The organism is Nostoc sp. CMAA1605 (genome assembly GCF_021596505.1).
GTDB lineage: Bacteria > Cyanobacteriota > Cyanobacteriia > Cyanobacteriales > Nostocaceae > Trichormus.
This window is the reverse complement of sequence record NZ_PJIZ01000046.1, coordinates 21,427-35,545: the sequence shown is the minus strand read 5'-3', so window position 1 is coordinate 35,545 and position 14,119 is coordinate 21,427. Positions and strand designations below refer to the sequence as shown.

Annotated in this window: 13 protein-coding genes; 7 read left to right on the top strand and 6 right to left on the bottom strand. The window is 39.8% G+C overall.

What is annotated here, in order from left to right; genetic code table 11:
• Nucleotides 1-510: 510 nt before the first annotated feature.
• Nucleotides 511-1,827 (top strand): aminopeptidase P N-terminal domain-containing protein, encoded by a 1,317-nt coding sequence (locus tag CV014_RS16540; RefSeq protein WP_236143025.1) that lies wholly within the window; start codon nt 511-513, stop codon nt 1,825-1,827.
• An 80-nt stretch (nt 1,828-1,907) separates the two neighbouring features.
• Here CV014_RS16540 and CV014_RS16535 read toward each other — a convergent pair whose 3' ends face one another.
• Together CV014_RS16535 and CV014_RS16530 are read right to left on the bottom strand one after the other, a co-directional pair.
• Nucleotides 1,908-4,103, bottom strand: a complete 2,196-nt coding sequence (locus CV014_RS16535; protein WP_236143024.1) for a tetratricopeptide repeat protein — start codon at nt 4,101-4,103, stop codon at nt 1,908-1,910.
• Between the two features lie 199 nt (nt 4,104-4,302).
• Complete coding sequence (locus CV014_RS16530; RefSeq protein WP_236143023.1) at nt 4,303-5,052, bottom strand: alpha/beta hydrolase; 750 nt, start codon at nt 5,050-5,052, stop codon at nt 4,303-4,305.
• Nucleotides 5,053-5,356: 304 nt separating this feature from the next.
• Between CV014_RS16530 and CV014_RS16525 the strand changes: the two genes are divergently transcribed.
• The gene (locus tag CV014_RS16525; protein ID WP_236143043.1) at nt 5,357-7,390 is read left to right on the top strand and encodes an FAD-dependent oxidoreductase; all 2,034 of its coding nucleotides are present in this window, start codon (nt 5,357-5,359) and stop codon (nt 7,388-7,390) included.
• 159 nt (nt 7,391-7,549) lie between these two features.
• Here CV014_RS16525 and CV014_RS16520 read toward each other — a convergent pair whose 3' ends face one another.
• Complete coding sequence (locus CV014_RS16520; RefSeq protein WP_236143022.1) at nt 7,550-7,846, bottom strand: hypothetical protein; 297 nt, start codon at nt 7,844-7,846, stop codon at nt 7,550-7,552.
• Nucleotides 7,847-7,921: 75 nt separating this feature from the next.
• Nucleotides 7,922-8,473, bottom strand: a complete 552-nt coding sequence (locus CV014_RS16515) for a TetR/AcrR family transcriptional regulator (protein ID WP_236143021.1) — start codon at nt 8,471-8,473, stop codon at nt 7,922-7,924.
• A 97-nt stretch (nt 8,474-8,570) separates the two neighbouring features.
• Here CV014_RS16515 and CV014_RS16510 point away from each other — a divergent pair, with 97 nt between their 5' ends.
• The 4 genes from CV014_RS16510 (at nt 8,571) to CV014_RS16495 (ending at nt 10,443) form a co-directional block, all read left to right on the top strand.
• On the top strand, nt 8,571-9,179 hold the full coding sequence (locus CV014_RS16510) for a pyridoxamine 5'-phosphate oxidase family protein (RefSeq protein ID WP_236143020.1): 609 nt from the start codon (nt 8,571-8,573) through the stop codon (nt 9,177-9,179).
• Between the two features lie 47 nt (nt 9,180-9,226).
• Complete coding sequence (locus CV014_RS16505) at nt 9,227-9,646, top strand: nuclear transport factor 2 family protein (RefSeq protein WP_236143019.1); 420 nt, start codon at nt 9,227-9,229, stop codon at nt 9,644-9,646.
• 141 nt (nt 9,647-9,787) lie between these two features.
• Nucleotides 9,788-10,114, top strand: a complete 327-nt coding sequence (gene clpS, locus CV014_RS16500; RefSeq protein WP_103138015.1) for an ATP-dependent Clp protease adapter ClpS — start codon at nt 9,788-9,790, stop codon at nt 10,112-10,114.
• Between the two features lie 5 nt (nt 10,115-10,119).
• The gene (locus tag CV014_RS16495) at nt 10,120-10,443 is read left to right on the top strand and encodes a DUF2103 domain-containing protein (protein ID WP_236143018.1); all 324 of its coding nucleotides are present in this window, start codon (nt 10,120-10,122) and stop codon (nt 10,441-10,443) included.
• Nucleotides 10,444-10,466: 23 nt separating this feature from the next.
• Here CV014_RS16495 and CV014_RS16490 read toward each other — a convergent pair whose 3' ends face one another.
• Nucleotides 10,467-10,790 carry a hypothetical protein gene (locus CV014_RS16490; protein ID WP_236143017.1) on the bottom strand — a complete coding sequence of 108 codons (324 nt, stop codon included), beginning with the start codon at nt 10,788-10,790 and terminating at the stop codon, nt 10,467-10,469.
• Between the two features lie 237 nt (nt 10,791-11,027).
• Complete coding sequence (locus CV014_RS16485; RefSeq protein ID WP_236143016.1) at nt 11,028-12,338, bottom strand: PAS domain-containing sensor histidine kinase; 1,311 nt, start codon at nt 12,336-12,338, stop codon at nt 11,028-11,030.
• Between the two features lie 623 nt (nt 12,339-12,961).
• On the opposite strand from CV014_RS16485, the gene cax reads away from it, so the two are divergent.
• Entirely contained in the window at nt 12,962-14,050 is a 1,089-nt protein-coding gene (cax, locus tag CV014_RS16480) for a calcium/proton exchanger (protein WP_236143015.1), read from the top strand.
• The last annotated feature ends 69 nt before the right edge of the window (nt 14,051-14,119 follow it).

Here is a 14,119-nt window from a genome sequence, read left to right as displayed (position 1 = left end):
TAAAGACATAGCTATTAATACATAACTTTTCTATTTGATGAATGGTTTTATTTGAACAGAAATGATGCTAAATCCCCTTTGATGTCATGCTTTGCCAATAAAATAAATGAATTATGTATATTCTTATAACAGAAAAGATATTGAAAATGTATCGGGTTACTAATTATCAAATAATGATGTTAGGAATGCTTGATAAAATCAACACAATATTGATAAATGTTTGTTCATTACTCTATCTTTTAAAATAAAATGTTTATGACAAACAGAAAATCTTTATTTGATAAATTGCTCAAAAAGTGATAGTTGATATTGTTAAAAATCCCAACTGCTTCAAGAATTCGAGAAATAAATTATTTTGAAAGTGGGAGTATGAGTAAAATGTCTACCTGAGTTTTGACAAAGGCACTGAAGGTAAAGTCAAGATTAGTTAGAATAACTTCAACTAGCAACTATTAACCGTAGTTGTTAAAAGTGTAATAATATACTATAAATCGCAAATAGATTTCACCTATGCAATTAGAATATCGGCAGCGTCGTGAGCAGTTAATGAGCAAAATTGGTAATGGTACAGCTATTTTCCGTAGTGCGCCAATGGCAGTTATGCACAACGATGTCGAATACAATTACCGTCAAGATAGTGATTTTTTTTACTTAACTGGGTTTAATGAACCAGAGGCGGTAGCAGTGTTAGCACCTCATCATCAAGAACATCGTTTTGTGTTGTTTGTGCAACCCAAGGAGAGAGAAAAAGAGGTTTGGACTGGTTATCGTTGTGGTGTGGAAGCAGCCAAAGAACTATATGGTGCGGATGAAGCTTACCCCATCACCGAACTAGATGAGAAATTAACCCAATATTTAGAAAAAGCCGATCGCATTTATTATCATTTGGGACGCGATCGCCACTTTAACGATAAAATCCTCAATCATTACCAAAATTTGCTGCGGACTTATCCGCGACGGGGAACAGGGCCAACTGCTATTGAAGACACTGGTACAATTCTGCATAGCATGAGATTAATCAAAAGCGAAGCAGAATTAGAGATGATGCGTCAAGCAGCAGCCATCGCTATTGAAGCACATAATCAAGCAATGGCGATCGCTAAACCTGGGCGTTATGAATATGAAATTCAAGCAGAGATAGAACGCATATTTCGCCTGCGGGGTGGGATGGGGCCTGCTTATCCTTCCATTGTGGCTTCTGGTGTTAATGCCTGTGTCTTACATTACATTGAAAATAATCGTCAGATGCAAGAAAATGACCTGTTACTGATTGATGCAGGTTGTGCTTATGGTTATTACAACTCTGATATCACCAGAACATTTCCAGTAGGTGGTAAATTTACACCAGAGCAGAAGGCATTATATGAGATAGTTTTAGCAGCCCAAAAACAAGCGATCGCCCAAGTCCAACCAGGTAATACTTTTAGCTCAGTTCATGATGCTGCCGTCCGTGTTTTAACGGAAGGATTGGTGGAACTAGGTATTCTCAAGGGTGAAGTGGATAAACTCATTGAGGAAGAGAAATACAAACCATACTATATGCACCGTACCAGCCACTGGCTTGGTTTAGATGTGCATGATGTGGGTGTTTACCAACATGGTGAAGACAAACCGCAGATTTTGCAACCTGGGCAAGTTTTGACAGTAGAACCAGGGATTTATATAGTACCAGACACAAAACTCGCCGAAGACCAACCACAAACAGATCCACGATGGGTAGGTATTGGAATTCGCATTGAAGATGATGTGTTAGTCACACCCACAGGACATGAAGTTTTAACAGAAGGTGTTCCTAAAGCAGTAGAAGACGTGGAAAGGATTAAATAATTCAAGGGAATTGGGCATGGGGCATGGGGCATAGGGCATTGAAGAAAAATCTCCCTTGTCTACCTTGTCTACCTTGTCTCTCATTCCCGATTCTCAGTTACTCTAATCAGTTTTTGAAACTCTTCATTATCTGCAATATCATCAAAATCGATATCATTGGCAGCGTCTTCTTGATATCTGGGATTGAGATTAATTGCTTGTTGTAGATTTTCTATAGCTAAATTTGCTTGTCTTTGTAGTGCATAACAGGCAGCTTTATTATAGAAAGCACTGGCATAATCTGGTTTAATTGCTAGTGCCTTATCAAAAGAATTGATTGCTTCTTCATCCTTACCTAATCTGACAAGAGTGTAACCGCGTTTATCCCAAATTTTGGGAGATTCTGGTTGAAGTTTTAAAGCTTCTTCAAAGGATTTGATTGCGTCTTCATATTGTTCTAACTCGATTAATGCTAAACCGCGATTTAGCCAAGCTGTAGCATCTTCTGGTTTAATTTGCGTGGCTTGATCAAATGATTTAAAGGCTTCTTGATGTCGCTGTAAATAACCAAAAGCTACACCACGATCGCACATTGCTTGATGGTAATCTGGTTGAATTTTAATGGCGCGGTTGTAGGAAGCGATCGCTTGTTTATAGCGTCGTAATCTAGCGAAGGTCAGCCCACATTTAAACCAGAGTATAGCATCATCAGGGTTGAGTTTTACCGCTTGCTCGTAAGCTGCGATCGCCTCTTCATATTGTTTTTGTGCAAATAAGTTATCTCCCTGCGCTATATGATCATCAAATGTCAATTTTGGTTTATTATTTTCCCGTGGCGGTTGAGGTTCTGGTGATGGTTCTTGTATGTTAATGACTGCGGGTTTAGCTTCAGCTAATTCTTGTAAAATTATATTCTTACGCTGTTGAGCATCTAATTGTAACTCAGATAATTGTGCTACAAATTCTGTCTCCAGTTTTTCTAGTTTTTCTAAAATTAATAATTTCTGTTGTTGAGCATTAAATTGCAACTCAGAAAACTGTGAAACAAATTCTGAACCTGATTTTTCTAAGTCTTCGATAATCTGTCCTTGGCGGTTTTGAGCATCTGTTTGCAGTTCAGCTAACTTAGATGCAAACTCTGATTGTAGCTTTCTTAATTCCTGATGAATTTGTGACTGTGATGCTGATATTTGTTCTTTTAATAAATTCTCTAACTCTTGAATATTTTGTAAAACTTTCTCTTTTCTACCATTAACTGCTGACTGAGAATTAGCTAACTGCTGTGTAAACTCTGCTTGTATATTATTTAAATTCTCCCAAAAACTATCTTTGTGTCTTTGGGTATCTGTTGTTAATCCTAATACTTGAGTTTGAAATTCACTAACTATTGTTTGGAGATTTTCTATTTTGATATCTTTGTGTTGCTGTACATCTGCTTGTAATGCAGATAGCTGCACACCAAATTCTGACTGTAAAGTATTTAAAATCGTAATGATATTAGTTTGCTGTGCCTGAGTATCAGTATATAAATTGCCTAGTTGAGCATTAAATTCTAACTTTGATGTTTCTAAATCTGTTAAAATCTGGTTTTGCTGACTAGCTGTATTTTGTTTTAACTCAGTCAGGTGATTAACAAACTCTGTTTCATTATTTTCTATATTTACTAGCGTTATATCTTTCTTTTGTTGGGCTTCTAATTCTAAGTGAGTTAATTGACTTACAGACTCAGACAATAAATGCTCAATTTTTTCTTGAAAAGTTGCGACTTCTGTGGCAATTTTAGCTAAGTTATCAACCTTAGCTTGTAAGATTTCTGATGTTACAAAAGATAAATTATCTTGCTCTGTTTTAATTTTTTGCTGTAGGTTCTCAGCTTCCCTTTCTAAAGCGCGGGTAATTCCTTTAGCTTCTTGGATGAGATTTTCTGCATCTTGCTTGACTAAAGTTAATTGTCCTTCCAGTTTTTCTACACCTTCTAAATGCGACATAGCTCTATCCACAATTTCACGGATAGCCACCCGTCGCAGTAGCCAAAATAAAGCAATAATTACTACTGGAAATAAACTCAAAATCACTAAACAAATATTCAGCAAGATAGTTGTCCGACTCAGTTCAGACTCTAACACCCGCTTTTGTGTTGGGACTTGGGCTAATGTTTGATTTTGGGTGAGACTCTGCTGAGAATAGATGGATGGTGTAGGTTGTCCATTGCTGATTTCAGCCGACAACAGCAAGGGAGAAAAGACTAGGACGCTTTTCACAAATAAGGATAATATCAATTGGTTCTGGCTCTTCATCACAACCATCCTGATGTGTTGTCAGTATTTTGCGGCGTGCTTATCTCCTAATCTATAACAGAAATGAGTTATTCACGTTGGTGGGGTGATGTTCTATAGTCGGGTGGACTGCTAGGATTGATAGCGATCGCAGTTTTAGTTTAAGACTATGCAACTTATGGGTGTAACAGCTTAACATTGTCTTTCTGTTTCCTGTTCCCTAGTTCCTTTCTCCAGTTAATATTGAAGCCAAAAGCTCAGGACAAGATAAATGTGGGCAATGTCCAGAATCTAGCTCAATAGCGTCAATCCCTAAACGCTGGCGTGCAGCGTAGCGCGACCATACCGGAGATAATATTCTATCTTTGGTACAAACAATATATTTACGCTCAACTAAAGGCAAAGCTTTGAGAGGATTCGTTTCATAAATATAAGCCATAGATTGTTGCGAACGACTTTTAGAGATAGCCCACTGTGCTACATCCGGTTGACAATCATGGAAGAACAAATCCATTAATACTGCTTCGTCAGTAAAATCTCTACCTAGCGACGCAGGTTCATACATATTCGGTTCAGAATGAAATTTTTCTAGTTGACTAGGGTTTTTTGGCTGGTAATTTAATGATTTGAGCGTATCAGCATCAAAATTATGAGCAAATTGGTCGAATGTACTGACACCAGGAGACGGAATCAGCGTAGCCACAAACACTAGTTGACGCACTTGCACCGCTTCTGCAACCAAAGGAATTATAGTCCCAGCCATTGAGTGACCAACTAGGACAATATCATCATCAGTTTTTGGCAGTGCTTGAATTACTGTATCTGCAAATTGGGACAAAGTAGCAGAGGCATTTTCAATTGGTAAATCCATTGCTACTGTTTTGTGACCCTGTGCTTCTAAGTGGGGAATTAGTAAATCCCAACACCAACTACCTTGGAATGCACCGTGAACTAAACAAAAAAGACTCATAACAAGGGAATGGGGAATGGGGAATAGGGCATGGGGAATAGGGAATGGGGTAGAATAAGCCGCTTATTTTCAGGTAAGTTTAAAAATATAATCTATCAAAAATAATTTAAGTCAATCTGTTCTCATCAATTTTTCTCGTCACAAACCTCAGAAAAGGCAAAAGCATCTTTTCCTATCTTTTTACTTTTACCTCTTACCTTTTACCTTTTGCCTTTACCAGTCCCCAATCCTTGCCATGAACATTCTCGGAATGGTAACGTCTACAAGTTGGCTGACTAGTAGAAATAGTAATAGTTCTCAAACCATGAAGCGTAGACAAAAAGTAGCCTCAATGATGAGTCTGACCTTAATCTCTGGCTACCTCTTACCGCATTCCGCTATCATCGCCGCCCCACCGAGAAACCCAGATAAGACTATTAATTGTGAGATTTTAGTAGTAGGTGGTGGACTTTCTGGTGTAGCTACAGCTTATGAGGGTTTGTTAGCCGGGAAAAGGGTTTGCTTAACGGAAATCACTGACTGGTTAGGAGGACAAATTTCTTCACAGGGAACATCTGCATTAGATGAACGACCTACTCAACGCAGTCGTCAGTTCTATTCTCGTGGTTATTTAGAATTACGCAACCGCATCCAAAAAAAATACGGTAAACTCAACCCTGGAGACTGTTGGGTGAGTGATTCCTGTTTTCTCCCCCGTGATGCACATACCATTCTGGTGCAAATGCTCAAGGATGCGGAAAAACGGGGTAAAGGGAAGTTGGAATGGTTTCCCAATACAGTAATTAAAGAACTGACAATCTCTAAGAATAATACTAATACAGGTGGACAGTTAATTACTGGCGCGATCGCTATTCAACATCAGCCAGCTACAGGCGCGCCACCCCTCAACACTTTTCCCCTATCACAAACCATAGAAGACGCGTATCGCTATAACAATTCGTCTCGCTTTACTAAAACTATTATTCGCTTCGTTCCTAAACAAAGTAAAAGCAAAATTCCCTGGTATGTGGTAGACACTAGCGAAACCGGAGAAATTATTGCTTTGGCGGATGTCCCCTACAGACTTGGTATAGATGGACGTTCCTTCCTAGAACCTTCATCTTCTAGCACCAGTAATGACCCCTACTGCACCCAAGGCTTTACCTACACCTTTGCAATGGAGGCGACAAAGGAACCTCAACCGCAAAAAATGCCGCCTTTTTATCTGCAATACTCTCCTTACTTTAGCTATGAGTTGGAACGGTTAGCTAGTTTTGACCTAGTATTTACCTATCGTCGCATCTGGAGTCCCAACCAAGGACAACCAACCAGTTTTAGAGGCGTTAACTTTACTGCTCCCACCCCAGGAGATATATCCATGCAAAACTGGACTTGGGGTAATGACTACCGCCCTGGAACGGCTAAGGATAACTTAGTCTACACTCGTCAACAGTTACAAGCCACAGGACAGTTAAAACCCGGCGGTTGGATGGGTGGACTCAGAACAGAGACTTTCCGCAAAGCCGAAGAACACGCTTTATCTTACTATTATTGGCTAGTCGCCGGCACAACCGATTCCCAATTAGGCAAGGGTGTGAAAAAGCAACAAACCAATAACCGCTTTTTATCTGGTTTAGATTCGCCGATGGGGACAGTACATGGTTTATCGAAATATCCTTATATGCGGGAAGGAAGACGCATTATCGGCCGTCCCAGTTGGGGACAACCAGGAGGTTTTACAATTTGGGAGATTGATATTTCTCGCCGCAACTACAACGATGAATATTACCGCAAAACCCTGCCAGCGAGTATGTATCGCCAACTCAAAGCCGCTTTGGCTGGTTTGGAGGCAACATCAGTAATTTCTGGTCAAATTAAGCCAGATCAAGTTGTGCGGCGGACTCGTTCTACTATTTTCCCTGATGCGGTGGGTATTGGTCACTACGCCATTGACTTTCATCCTTGCATGACAAAAAGCCCCCCAGAAGCCGCAGGTAACACAGAACGCGCTGGAGAAAGACGCGGTGGCGGACAGGCTTATCCCTTCCAAATTGCGCTGAGAGCGATGATTCCTCAAAAAGTGGACAATTTAATTGTCGGTGGTAAAAGTATTGCTACTAGTCACATTGCGGCGGCGGCTTATCGGGTGCATTCCTTTGAATGGTCTGCTGGTGCGGCGGCGGGAACTGTCACCGCTTTCGCCCTCAAAAATAACGTCGCACCTTACGAATTAGTAGATGATTTACCAAAACCAGAACCGCAACTGCAAGCCCTCAAACGTCTATTAGAAAAGAATGGCAACCCTACTGCTTTCCCTGATACTTCCATTTTTAATCAAAATTGGGAAGATTGGCGGTAGCTGTGACAATTTTGGATTTTGGATTTTGGATTTTGGATTAAAAGTCTAGATTTTTTGGCTGTTCCAGAATCTTGAAACAAGATTACAGGCACGAACAGGAAATATTCCGCAAAAAATCACCGAATTTTTCGATAATTCGGTGATTTCTATTTCACTGGTTCAAGAACATTCCGGTAAATCTCTTTGAGCGTAATTGCAATCAAAATAAATTAATGCGTCTCTACTTGAGGAAAATTGACTAGTAGTTGTGTATGATATACTACCTGATGACGCATCTTGTAACCAAATTTTTAAATAATAAGTATTATTATCACTCTGCCATAGTTCATAACGATATTTACCTCCCATCCCTTCACTACTTAAATAGTCTGCTAAGGCTGTATTGATTGTAGACACAAAGCTAAATGCTGTTAAAACAGTAATGGCTGCTAATCTGAATAAATGATTCAATTTCATAGGAACACACCATTCATAGACAATAAATTATCTATTTTCAGATTATTTTACTAGTATATATTTTTACATCAGCAATTATTGCGAATTGTGACAAATGCTCCTGGGTAGTTGTTGGATTACACGCTGAAAAGGTGATGGATTGTGCAATCCTTGGGAGAGAATTAGTGAACCTTGAATGGCGATCGCCACATCTTCCCCCCGATGTTTAGCCTGTTCTTCGTCCATCCCGTCTGCTATTAATACGCTAGCGATCGCATCTATCCAAGTGCGAAATAATCTTTCTACTTTGGTGTGAAAAACATCACGGGCTGAACCTAGCAGCAAAATCGCAAATAAGCAAGGTTGTTCTCCCTGTTGATAGAGTTCACTGAGGCGATCGCACATCCGCCGCAATCTTGTTTCCGCATCACCATCAGAACGCAACGCTGGCAAAATATTTTCCCCTAACCATTGTTCCAAATAATCCAACACCGTCTCGACCATCTCATCCTTACCACCAGGAAAGTGATGATACAGGCTAGCCTTACCTAACCCAGTCGCTTCGGAAATTTTAGACAACGTTGCACCGTCGTAGCCATACTGCCGAAACAGTTGCAAGAGATAGGGAATATAAGTCTGTTTGGGCATTTGTTGACAATTGAAACATTATTGCTTGTATCTGTTGACATTGTACCGAACGTTCGATACAGTATCAATATACCGAACGAACGGTACAAAAAAATCTATGCCACGCAAATTTGGAGAAATTGCCTTTACTCCTGAAGTTCAGGCTGCACAATCAGAACGGGGTTCACGGCAAACCTATGAACGCTATATTGCTAATGGCCCTGCCGGCGACACTATTACGCCACAAATTGCTGAATTTATCGCTCGTTTAGATGGATTTTATTTGGGAACAGTCAGTTCTAATGGCTATCCTTATATCCAGTTTCGCGGCGGTACACCAGGTTTTCTCAAGGTACTGGATGAAAAAACTCTAGGATTTGCTGACTTTTCGGGAAATGTGCAGTACATTACCGTCGGTAATCTTTCGGGAGAAGCCAAAGCATTTATGTTTTTGATGGATTATCGTCACCGCCAACGAATCAAAGTGTGGGGAAAAGCTGAATATATCGAAGGAGATTCAGCTTTAATTGAGCAGGTTCGTGTCCCTAATTACAAAGCAGAAATTGAACGTGTGATTCTCTTTCACATTGAAGCAGTGAGTGAGAACTGTCCACAGCATATTCCTATCCGCTACGGCGTTGCAGAAGTAGAAGCCATGATCGCACCTCTTCAGGCTCGGATTCAAGATTTGGAACAGCAATTAGGTAAAGCATTGAGCGATGGCTGAGAGCATTCTGCCCAGGATAACGGATCACACCGAAGGAAATACCAATCATGTCTAATATTCTCAGACCTCCTTTACCTCCCTTTACCAAAGAAACTGCTGTGGCTAAAGTCCAGGCGGCGGAAGACGCTTGGAACACACGCAACCCTGAACAAGTCGCCTTAGCATACACAGAAGATTCGGTTTGGCGAAATCGGTCAGAATTCTTCACCGGAAGAGACAAAATCCGAGAGTTCCTCACGCGCAAATGGAATACTGAATTAGACTACCGACTTAAAAAAGAACTTTGGAGTTTCACCGACAACCGAATTTCCGTCAAATTTGAGTACGAATATCATACCGATTCTGGTCAATGGTATCGTGCCTATGGTAATGAACAGTGGGAGTTTGCAGAAAACGGACTGATGCGACGACGGGAAGCTAGTATTAACGATGTTCCTATCCCAGAATCAGAACGTAAGTTTCATTAGAGGATACCTCAGCTAATCCTTGTTAATCCTCTTGTGACCGGAATTACAATTCTTTGGGCTGTTGACTATTGAGAGTGGACTATAGATTAAACTAGTTAGTTGTAGTGTAGTTTTGTAGAATTCTGTTGGTTAACTGCTCTTATGGTTACAACACGTTCAGCAGTTGTTTTTGCTATGGGTACAGCACCAACTGTCACTCCCGAAAAGACTAGTCAGACTGTCCGCAAGACTTACCCTAATTATAAGGTAATTGTCTTAAATGATGACTTTAATACTTTTCAACACGTAGCTGAGTGTTTGATAAAGTATATTCCAGGTATGACCAGCGATTTGGCTTGGGATTTAACCAATCAAGTGCATTATGAAGGACAAGCGATTGTTTGGGTAGGCCCTCAAGAGCCAGCAGAATTGTATCATCAACAGCTGCGTCGGGCTGGTTTAACAATGGCCCCACTAGAGGCGGCTTAGAGATCATGGCTAAATCCAGTGCAGACACATCAAAAGCTAATACTCGTAAAGATGCCAGATTAGTCTGGAATCATTCTACGCATCTTCCTGGTTTGATCCCGATTTTAGAAAGGCTTTGTCAAGAAGATGGGATTCAAACCATTACACCAGGGGTAATTGGTAGAGTCAAAGGTCATGCACCCAAAATGCAATTGCGTGTGTCTGTACCTATTCGGGGTGGTTACAAAATTATTGCTAGACATGGTAAGACCGTGCAGGAGGTGTTTATCCTGACGACGCTCGCACAGGATAAACTCGAAGCAATAATTGCGATCGCCATGAAACAATGAAAAAATCCAGATTGACTCTCTTCCTATTCTTCAACTCGATGTACTGCAAATTTATGTAGCGGCAAACTCAAAATACACGAAAAAGTTAAAAAATATGACAACGCTGTTGTTATTTTCAAAGTCATGATCAAAGGCTCATAATTGTGAAAAACCATTTTTTCTAGTCCAAATGCTACACAATAAACAAGCCAATATGTAAAGCTCATTCTAAATAGAATTATTTCGGTTTCTTGCTGGTCATCATTGTTCGTGTCTGGGCAGTTCCACAGTAAACCCAAGCCAATGATACAAGCCACAAAAGATACAGCAACTACGAACTCGTGACACAATAAATTGCTTGCGTGCATTGATGTTTATTCCCATCTTCGGTCATTGGAATTCAGTCTAAAGGAATATTCCGTGCGATGGTCAAAAACAGTTACAAACTGCAATAAATCCCTGCAAACTGTGTTAACAAATGCAACAAGAAATATATTAGTTTTAAGTGGTTAGTCATTAGGGAACGGGGAATAGGGAATAGAATCTTTAATTTTGAATTTTGTAGGCGTAAGCCTACCCGTAAGGGTATTTTGAATTGATTTGCCCTATTCCCTACTATCTAATAGGGAAGTTAAGGGAATTTCGATGACAAATTCTGCACCTTTACCTAGTTCAGAATTACACCCAATTTTTCCGTGATGCTGTTCGACAATAATTTGGTAACTAATTGATAAACCTAATCCTGTACCTTTACCAACTGGTTTAGTGGTAAAAAATGGATCAAATAATTGGTGTTGAATATGCTCTGGTATACCCAGTCCATTATCTGCAATGCGGATAGTAATCCAGTCTGGGGTAGTAGATGCGGTAGAGATGGTGATTATACCCTGATATTTGCAATCTGGATTCAAAGAGCGATCGCTATAGTATCTACTACATTCTTCTACCGCATCAATCGCATTGCCCAGAATATTCATAAATACTTGATTAATTAGCCCAGCATAGCAGCATACTAATGGTAAATCCCCATATTCCTTAATTACTTCAATATTTGCTGCATCGCCATCAGTTGTTAAACGGTGTCCCAAAATGACTAACGTGCTATCAATACCTTCATGAATATTGACTTTCTTTAATTCCGCTTCATCTAGGCGAGAAAATGTCCGTAAGGATAAAACAATTTGTCTAATGCGTTCTGCACCTATTTCTAATGAAGAGACAGTTTTAGGTAAATCTTCAATAATAAAGTCTAAATCCACTTCTTGCATTTGTTGCAAAATATTGTTTGGAGTTTCGACTACATAATTTTGGTAGAGTTTTAAAACGTGCAGAATATCTTGAGTATATCTTTGAATATAACTCAAGTTGGCATAAATGAAATTTACCGGATTATTAATTTCGTGGGCAATTCCCGCCACAAGTTGTCCCAAACTAGACATTTTTTCAGTTTGCACTAACTGCACTTGAGCTTTTTTGAGCTTTTCATTAGCCGCTACTAATTCCGCCGTTTGTTCTTCGACTAATTCCCGTAATTGTTCCCGATGTCGCTGAAGTTCTACTTCTGCTGTTTGTCTAGCAGTCACATCTCGTATAACTAAAATTGCACTAGAATCAGTATTTTTAATCTGTACATAAGCCCAAGAGACTTCTAAAATTAAGTTTTTTTCTAATCTTTTAAATTCATAAATATCCGTAGCATTTAACTGATGTTTTAAGGCACGAAAAACTGGGTGTAGATGTTCGGGGACAACTTCACCATTTTTACTAAGTGGCAGCAAATCAATTACATTGGCACCAAAAACTTGTAATCGATGTTTATTAACTAGATGGTCAAAAGTAGCATTTGACCAATTGACTTTGCCATTTTCATCAGTCCAGATAATGGCATCAATAATAGTACCAAGTGCTACTTCCATTCTGCCTAACACAGATCGTAGCTTCTCAACCAGTGGAACTGAATCAGCTTTCACAAATTCTCCTGTGCCATTCAGCCAAATAGCTTTGATATTGTTTCATTTATTTCTATTTGTAAACATGAGTCATAAATCCACTTAAAAAGTAACAAGTATTTACCTGTTACCTTACCCTTTAGTCAAAAATAAATTTTCTAGCAGGCCTGATTTAAGTAGGTTGCAGCCTGCATTTTTTGTGTGTTTTCATTATGTCTTGATGTATAGGAGAGTGTTCCAGTTCCTATATTTCCCAAGATAAGAGGCTAATTATCTATCTCAACATTAAGTTTCCAGATTTATTGTGTTGGCGTTAGCTAATAGGATGCTTCAGTATGAATAATTCCTTGGTAGAGCTAGATTTGCTGAGACTGATGCACCATAAGTTGCTGATATTGTTTTGTCTGGAAGTCCCTGAAGTTGACACTTCTGAATCTATTTACCATCCAGGTAAAGATAAATCAGCATCTAAAACAACCTATTTGGCAAAAAACATAGCATGATTGATTTTTGCAGTGCGTGAGTCTGAAGATACTTCAGGGTATCCTGAAGGCTGACAGTTACTTGTATAGCTCAACTAAACGGAAACAATGTCAGGTAAAAACATTCTTTTTTTGTGTCTCCTACTGTTTATCCCCATTTCCTTGGCGGCACATTTCCTGGAATGGGGAGAATTAACAGTGTTTGTCACCGCAGGTTTGGCAATTCTACCTCTAGCTGCTTGGATGGGTGAAGCTACAGAAGAAATCGCTGTGGTTGTCGGGCCAAACCTGGGAGGACTATTAAACGCTACCTTTGGTAACGCTACCGAATTAATTATTGCCCTAGTGGCTTTGAATGCTGGCTTTGTCAATGTTGTCAAAGCTAGTATTACTGGTTCAATTATCAGTAATTTGCTGCTGGTAATGGGTTTTTCTATGCTTCTAGGGGGACTACGCCATAAAGAACAGACATTTCAACCCATCGTGGCGCGAGTTAATGCTTCCTCTATGAATTTAGCAGTGATTGCGATGTTGTTACCCACAGCGATGAATTACACCGCTAAGGGTATTGGCGAACCAGTATTACAACACCTATCTTTGGCTGTGGCTGTGGTGTTGATTTTGGTTTATGGCTTGACGCTGCTATTTTCGATGAAAACCCACGCCTATTTATATGATGTAGGTGTGGCAGAAACGGAAGAAGCAGAAAACCATTCTCAACCAAATCTGTTGTTGTGGTCTGGGGTGCTGTTAGTTTGTACTCTATTGGTGGCGTTAGAGTCAGAGTTATTGGTTGATTCTTTAGAGGTAGCTACTTCCCAACTGGGTTTAACAGCGTTGTTTACAGGGGTAATATTAGTTCCCATTGTTGGTAACGCTGCGGAACACGCTACAGCAGTTACTGTGGCAATGAAAGATAAAATGGATCTTTCTGTATCGGTGGCGGTTGGTTCTAGTATGCAAATTGCCTTATTTGTCGCCCCTGTATTAGTAATTGCTGGATGGATACTAGGCAAGCCAATGGACTTAGATTTTCAACCATTTGAATTGGTGGCTGTAGTTGTATCTGTGCTAATTGCTAATAGTATTAGTTCTGATGGCAAATCTAATTGGTTGGAAGGGACATTACTATTAGCTGCTTATACTGTACTGGGATTTGCCTTTTACTTCCACCCACCGATTAACGGTATTGGGTAGTAATGCTCAAAGTTAGTTGCATATAGAAATCTTGAGATCCCCGATTTTGATAGAAATTGGGGATCTTTT

Bases quoted from the DNA above. Each gene is read 5' to 3' on its own strand.
- CV014_RS16485 (WP_236143016.1), bottom strand. From the start codon at position 12,338: ATGGAAGTAGCACTTGGTACTATTATTGATGCCATTATCTGGACTGAT.
- CV014_RS16530 (WP_236143023.1), bottom strand. From the start codon at position 5,052: ATGAGTCTTTTTTGTTTAGTTCACGGTGCATTCCAAGGTAGTTGGTGT.
- cax (WP_236143015.1), top strand. From the start codon at position 12,962: ATGTCAGGTAAAAACATTCTTTTTTTGTGTCTCCTACTGTTTATCCCC.
- CV014_RS16520 (WP_236143022.1), bottom strand. From the start codon at position 7,846: ATGAAATTGAATCATTTATTCAGATTAGCAGCCATTACTGTTTTAACA.
- CV014_RS16490 (WP_236143017.1), bottom strand. From the start codon at position 10,790: ATGCACGCAAGCAATTTATTGTGTCACGAGTTCGTAGTTGCTGTATCT.
- CV014_RS16515 (WP_236143021.1), bottom strand. From the start codon at position 8,473: ATGCCCAAACAGACTTATATTCCCTATCTCTTGCAACTGTTTCGGCAG.
- CV014_RS16535 (WP_236143024.1), bottom strand. From the start codon at position 4,103: ATGAAGAGCCAGAACCAATTGATATTATCCTTATTTGTGAAAAGCGTC.
- CV014_RS16510 (WP_236143020.1), top strand. From the start codon at position 8,571: ATGCCACGCAAATTTGGAGAAATTGCCTTTACTCCTGAAGTTCAGGCT.
- CV014_RS16505 (WP_236143019.1), top strand. From the start codon at position 9,227: ATGTCTAATATTCTCAGACCTCCTTTACCTCCCTTTACCAAAGAAACT.
- clpS (WP_103138015.1), top strand. From the start codon at position 9,788: ATGGTTACAACACGTTCAGCAGTTGTTTTTGCTATGGGTACAGCACCA.
- CV014_RS16540 (WP_236143025.1), top strand. From the start codon at position 511: ATGCAATTAGAATATCGGCAGCGTCGTGAGCAGTTAATGAGCAAAATT.
- CV014_RS16525 (WP_236143043.1), top strand. From the start codon at position 5,357: ATGAAGCGTAGACAAAAAGTAGCCTCAATGATGAGTCTGACCTTAATC.
- CV014_RS16495 (WP_236143018.1), top strand. From the start codon at position 10,120: ATGGCTAAATCCAGTGCAGACACATCAAAAGCTAATACTCGTAAAGAT.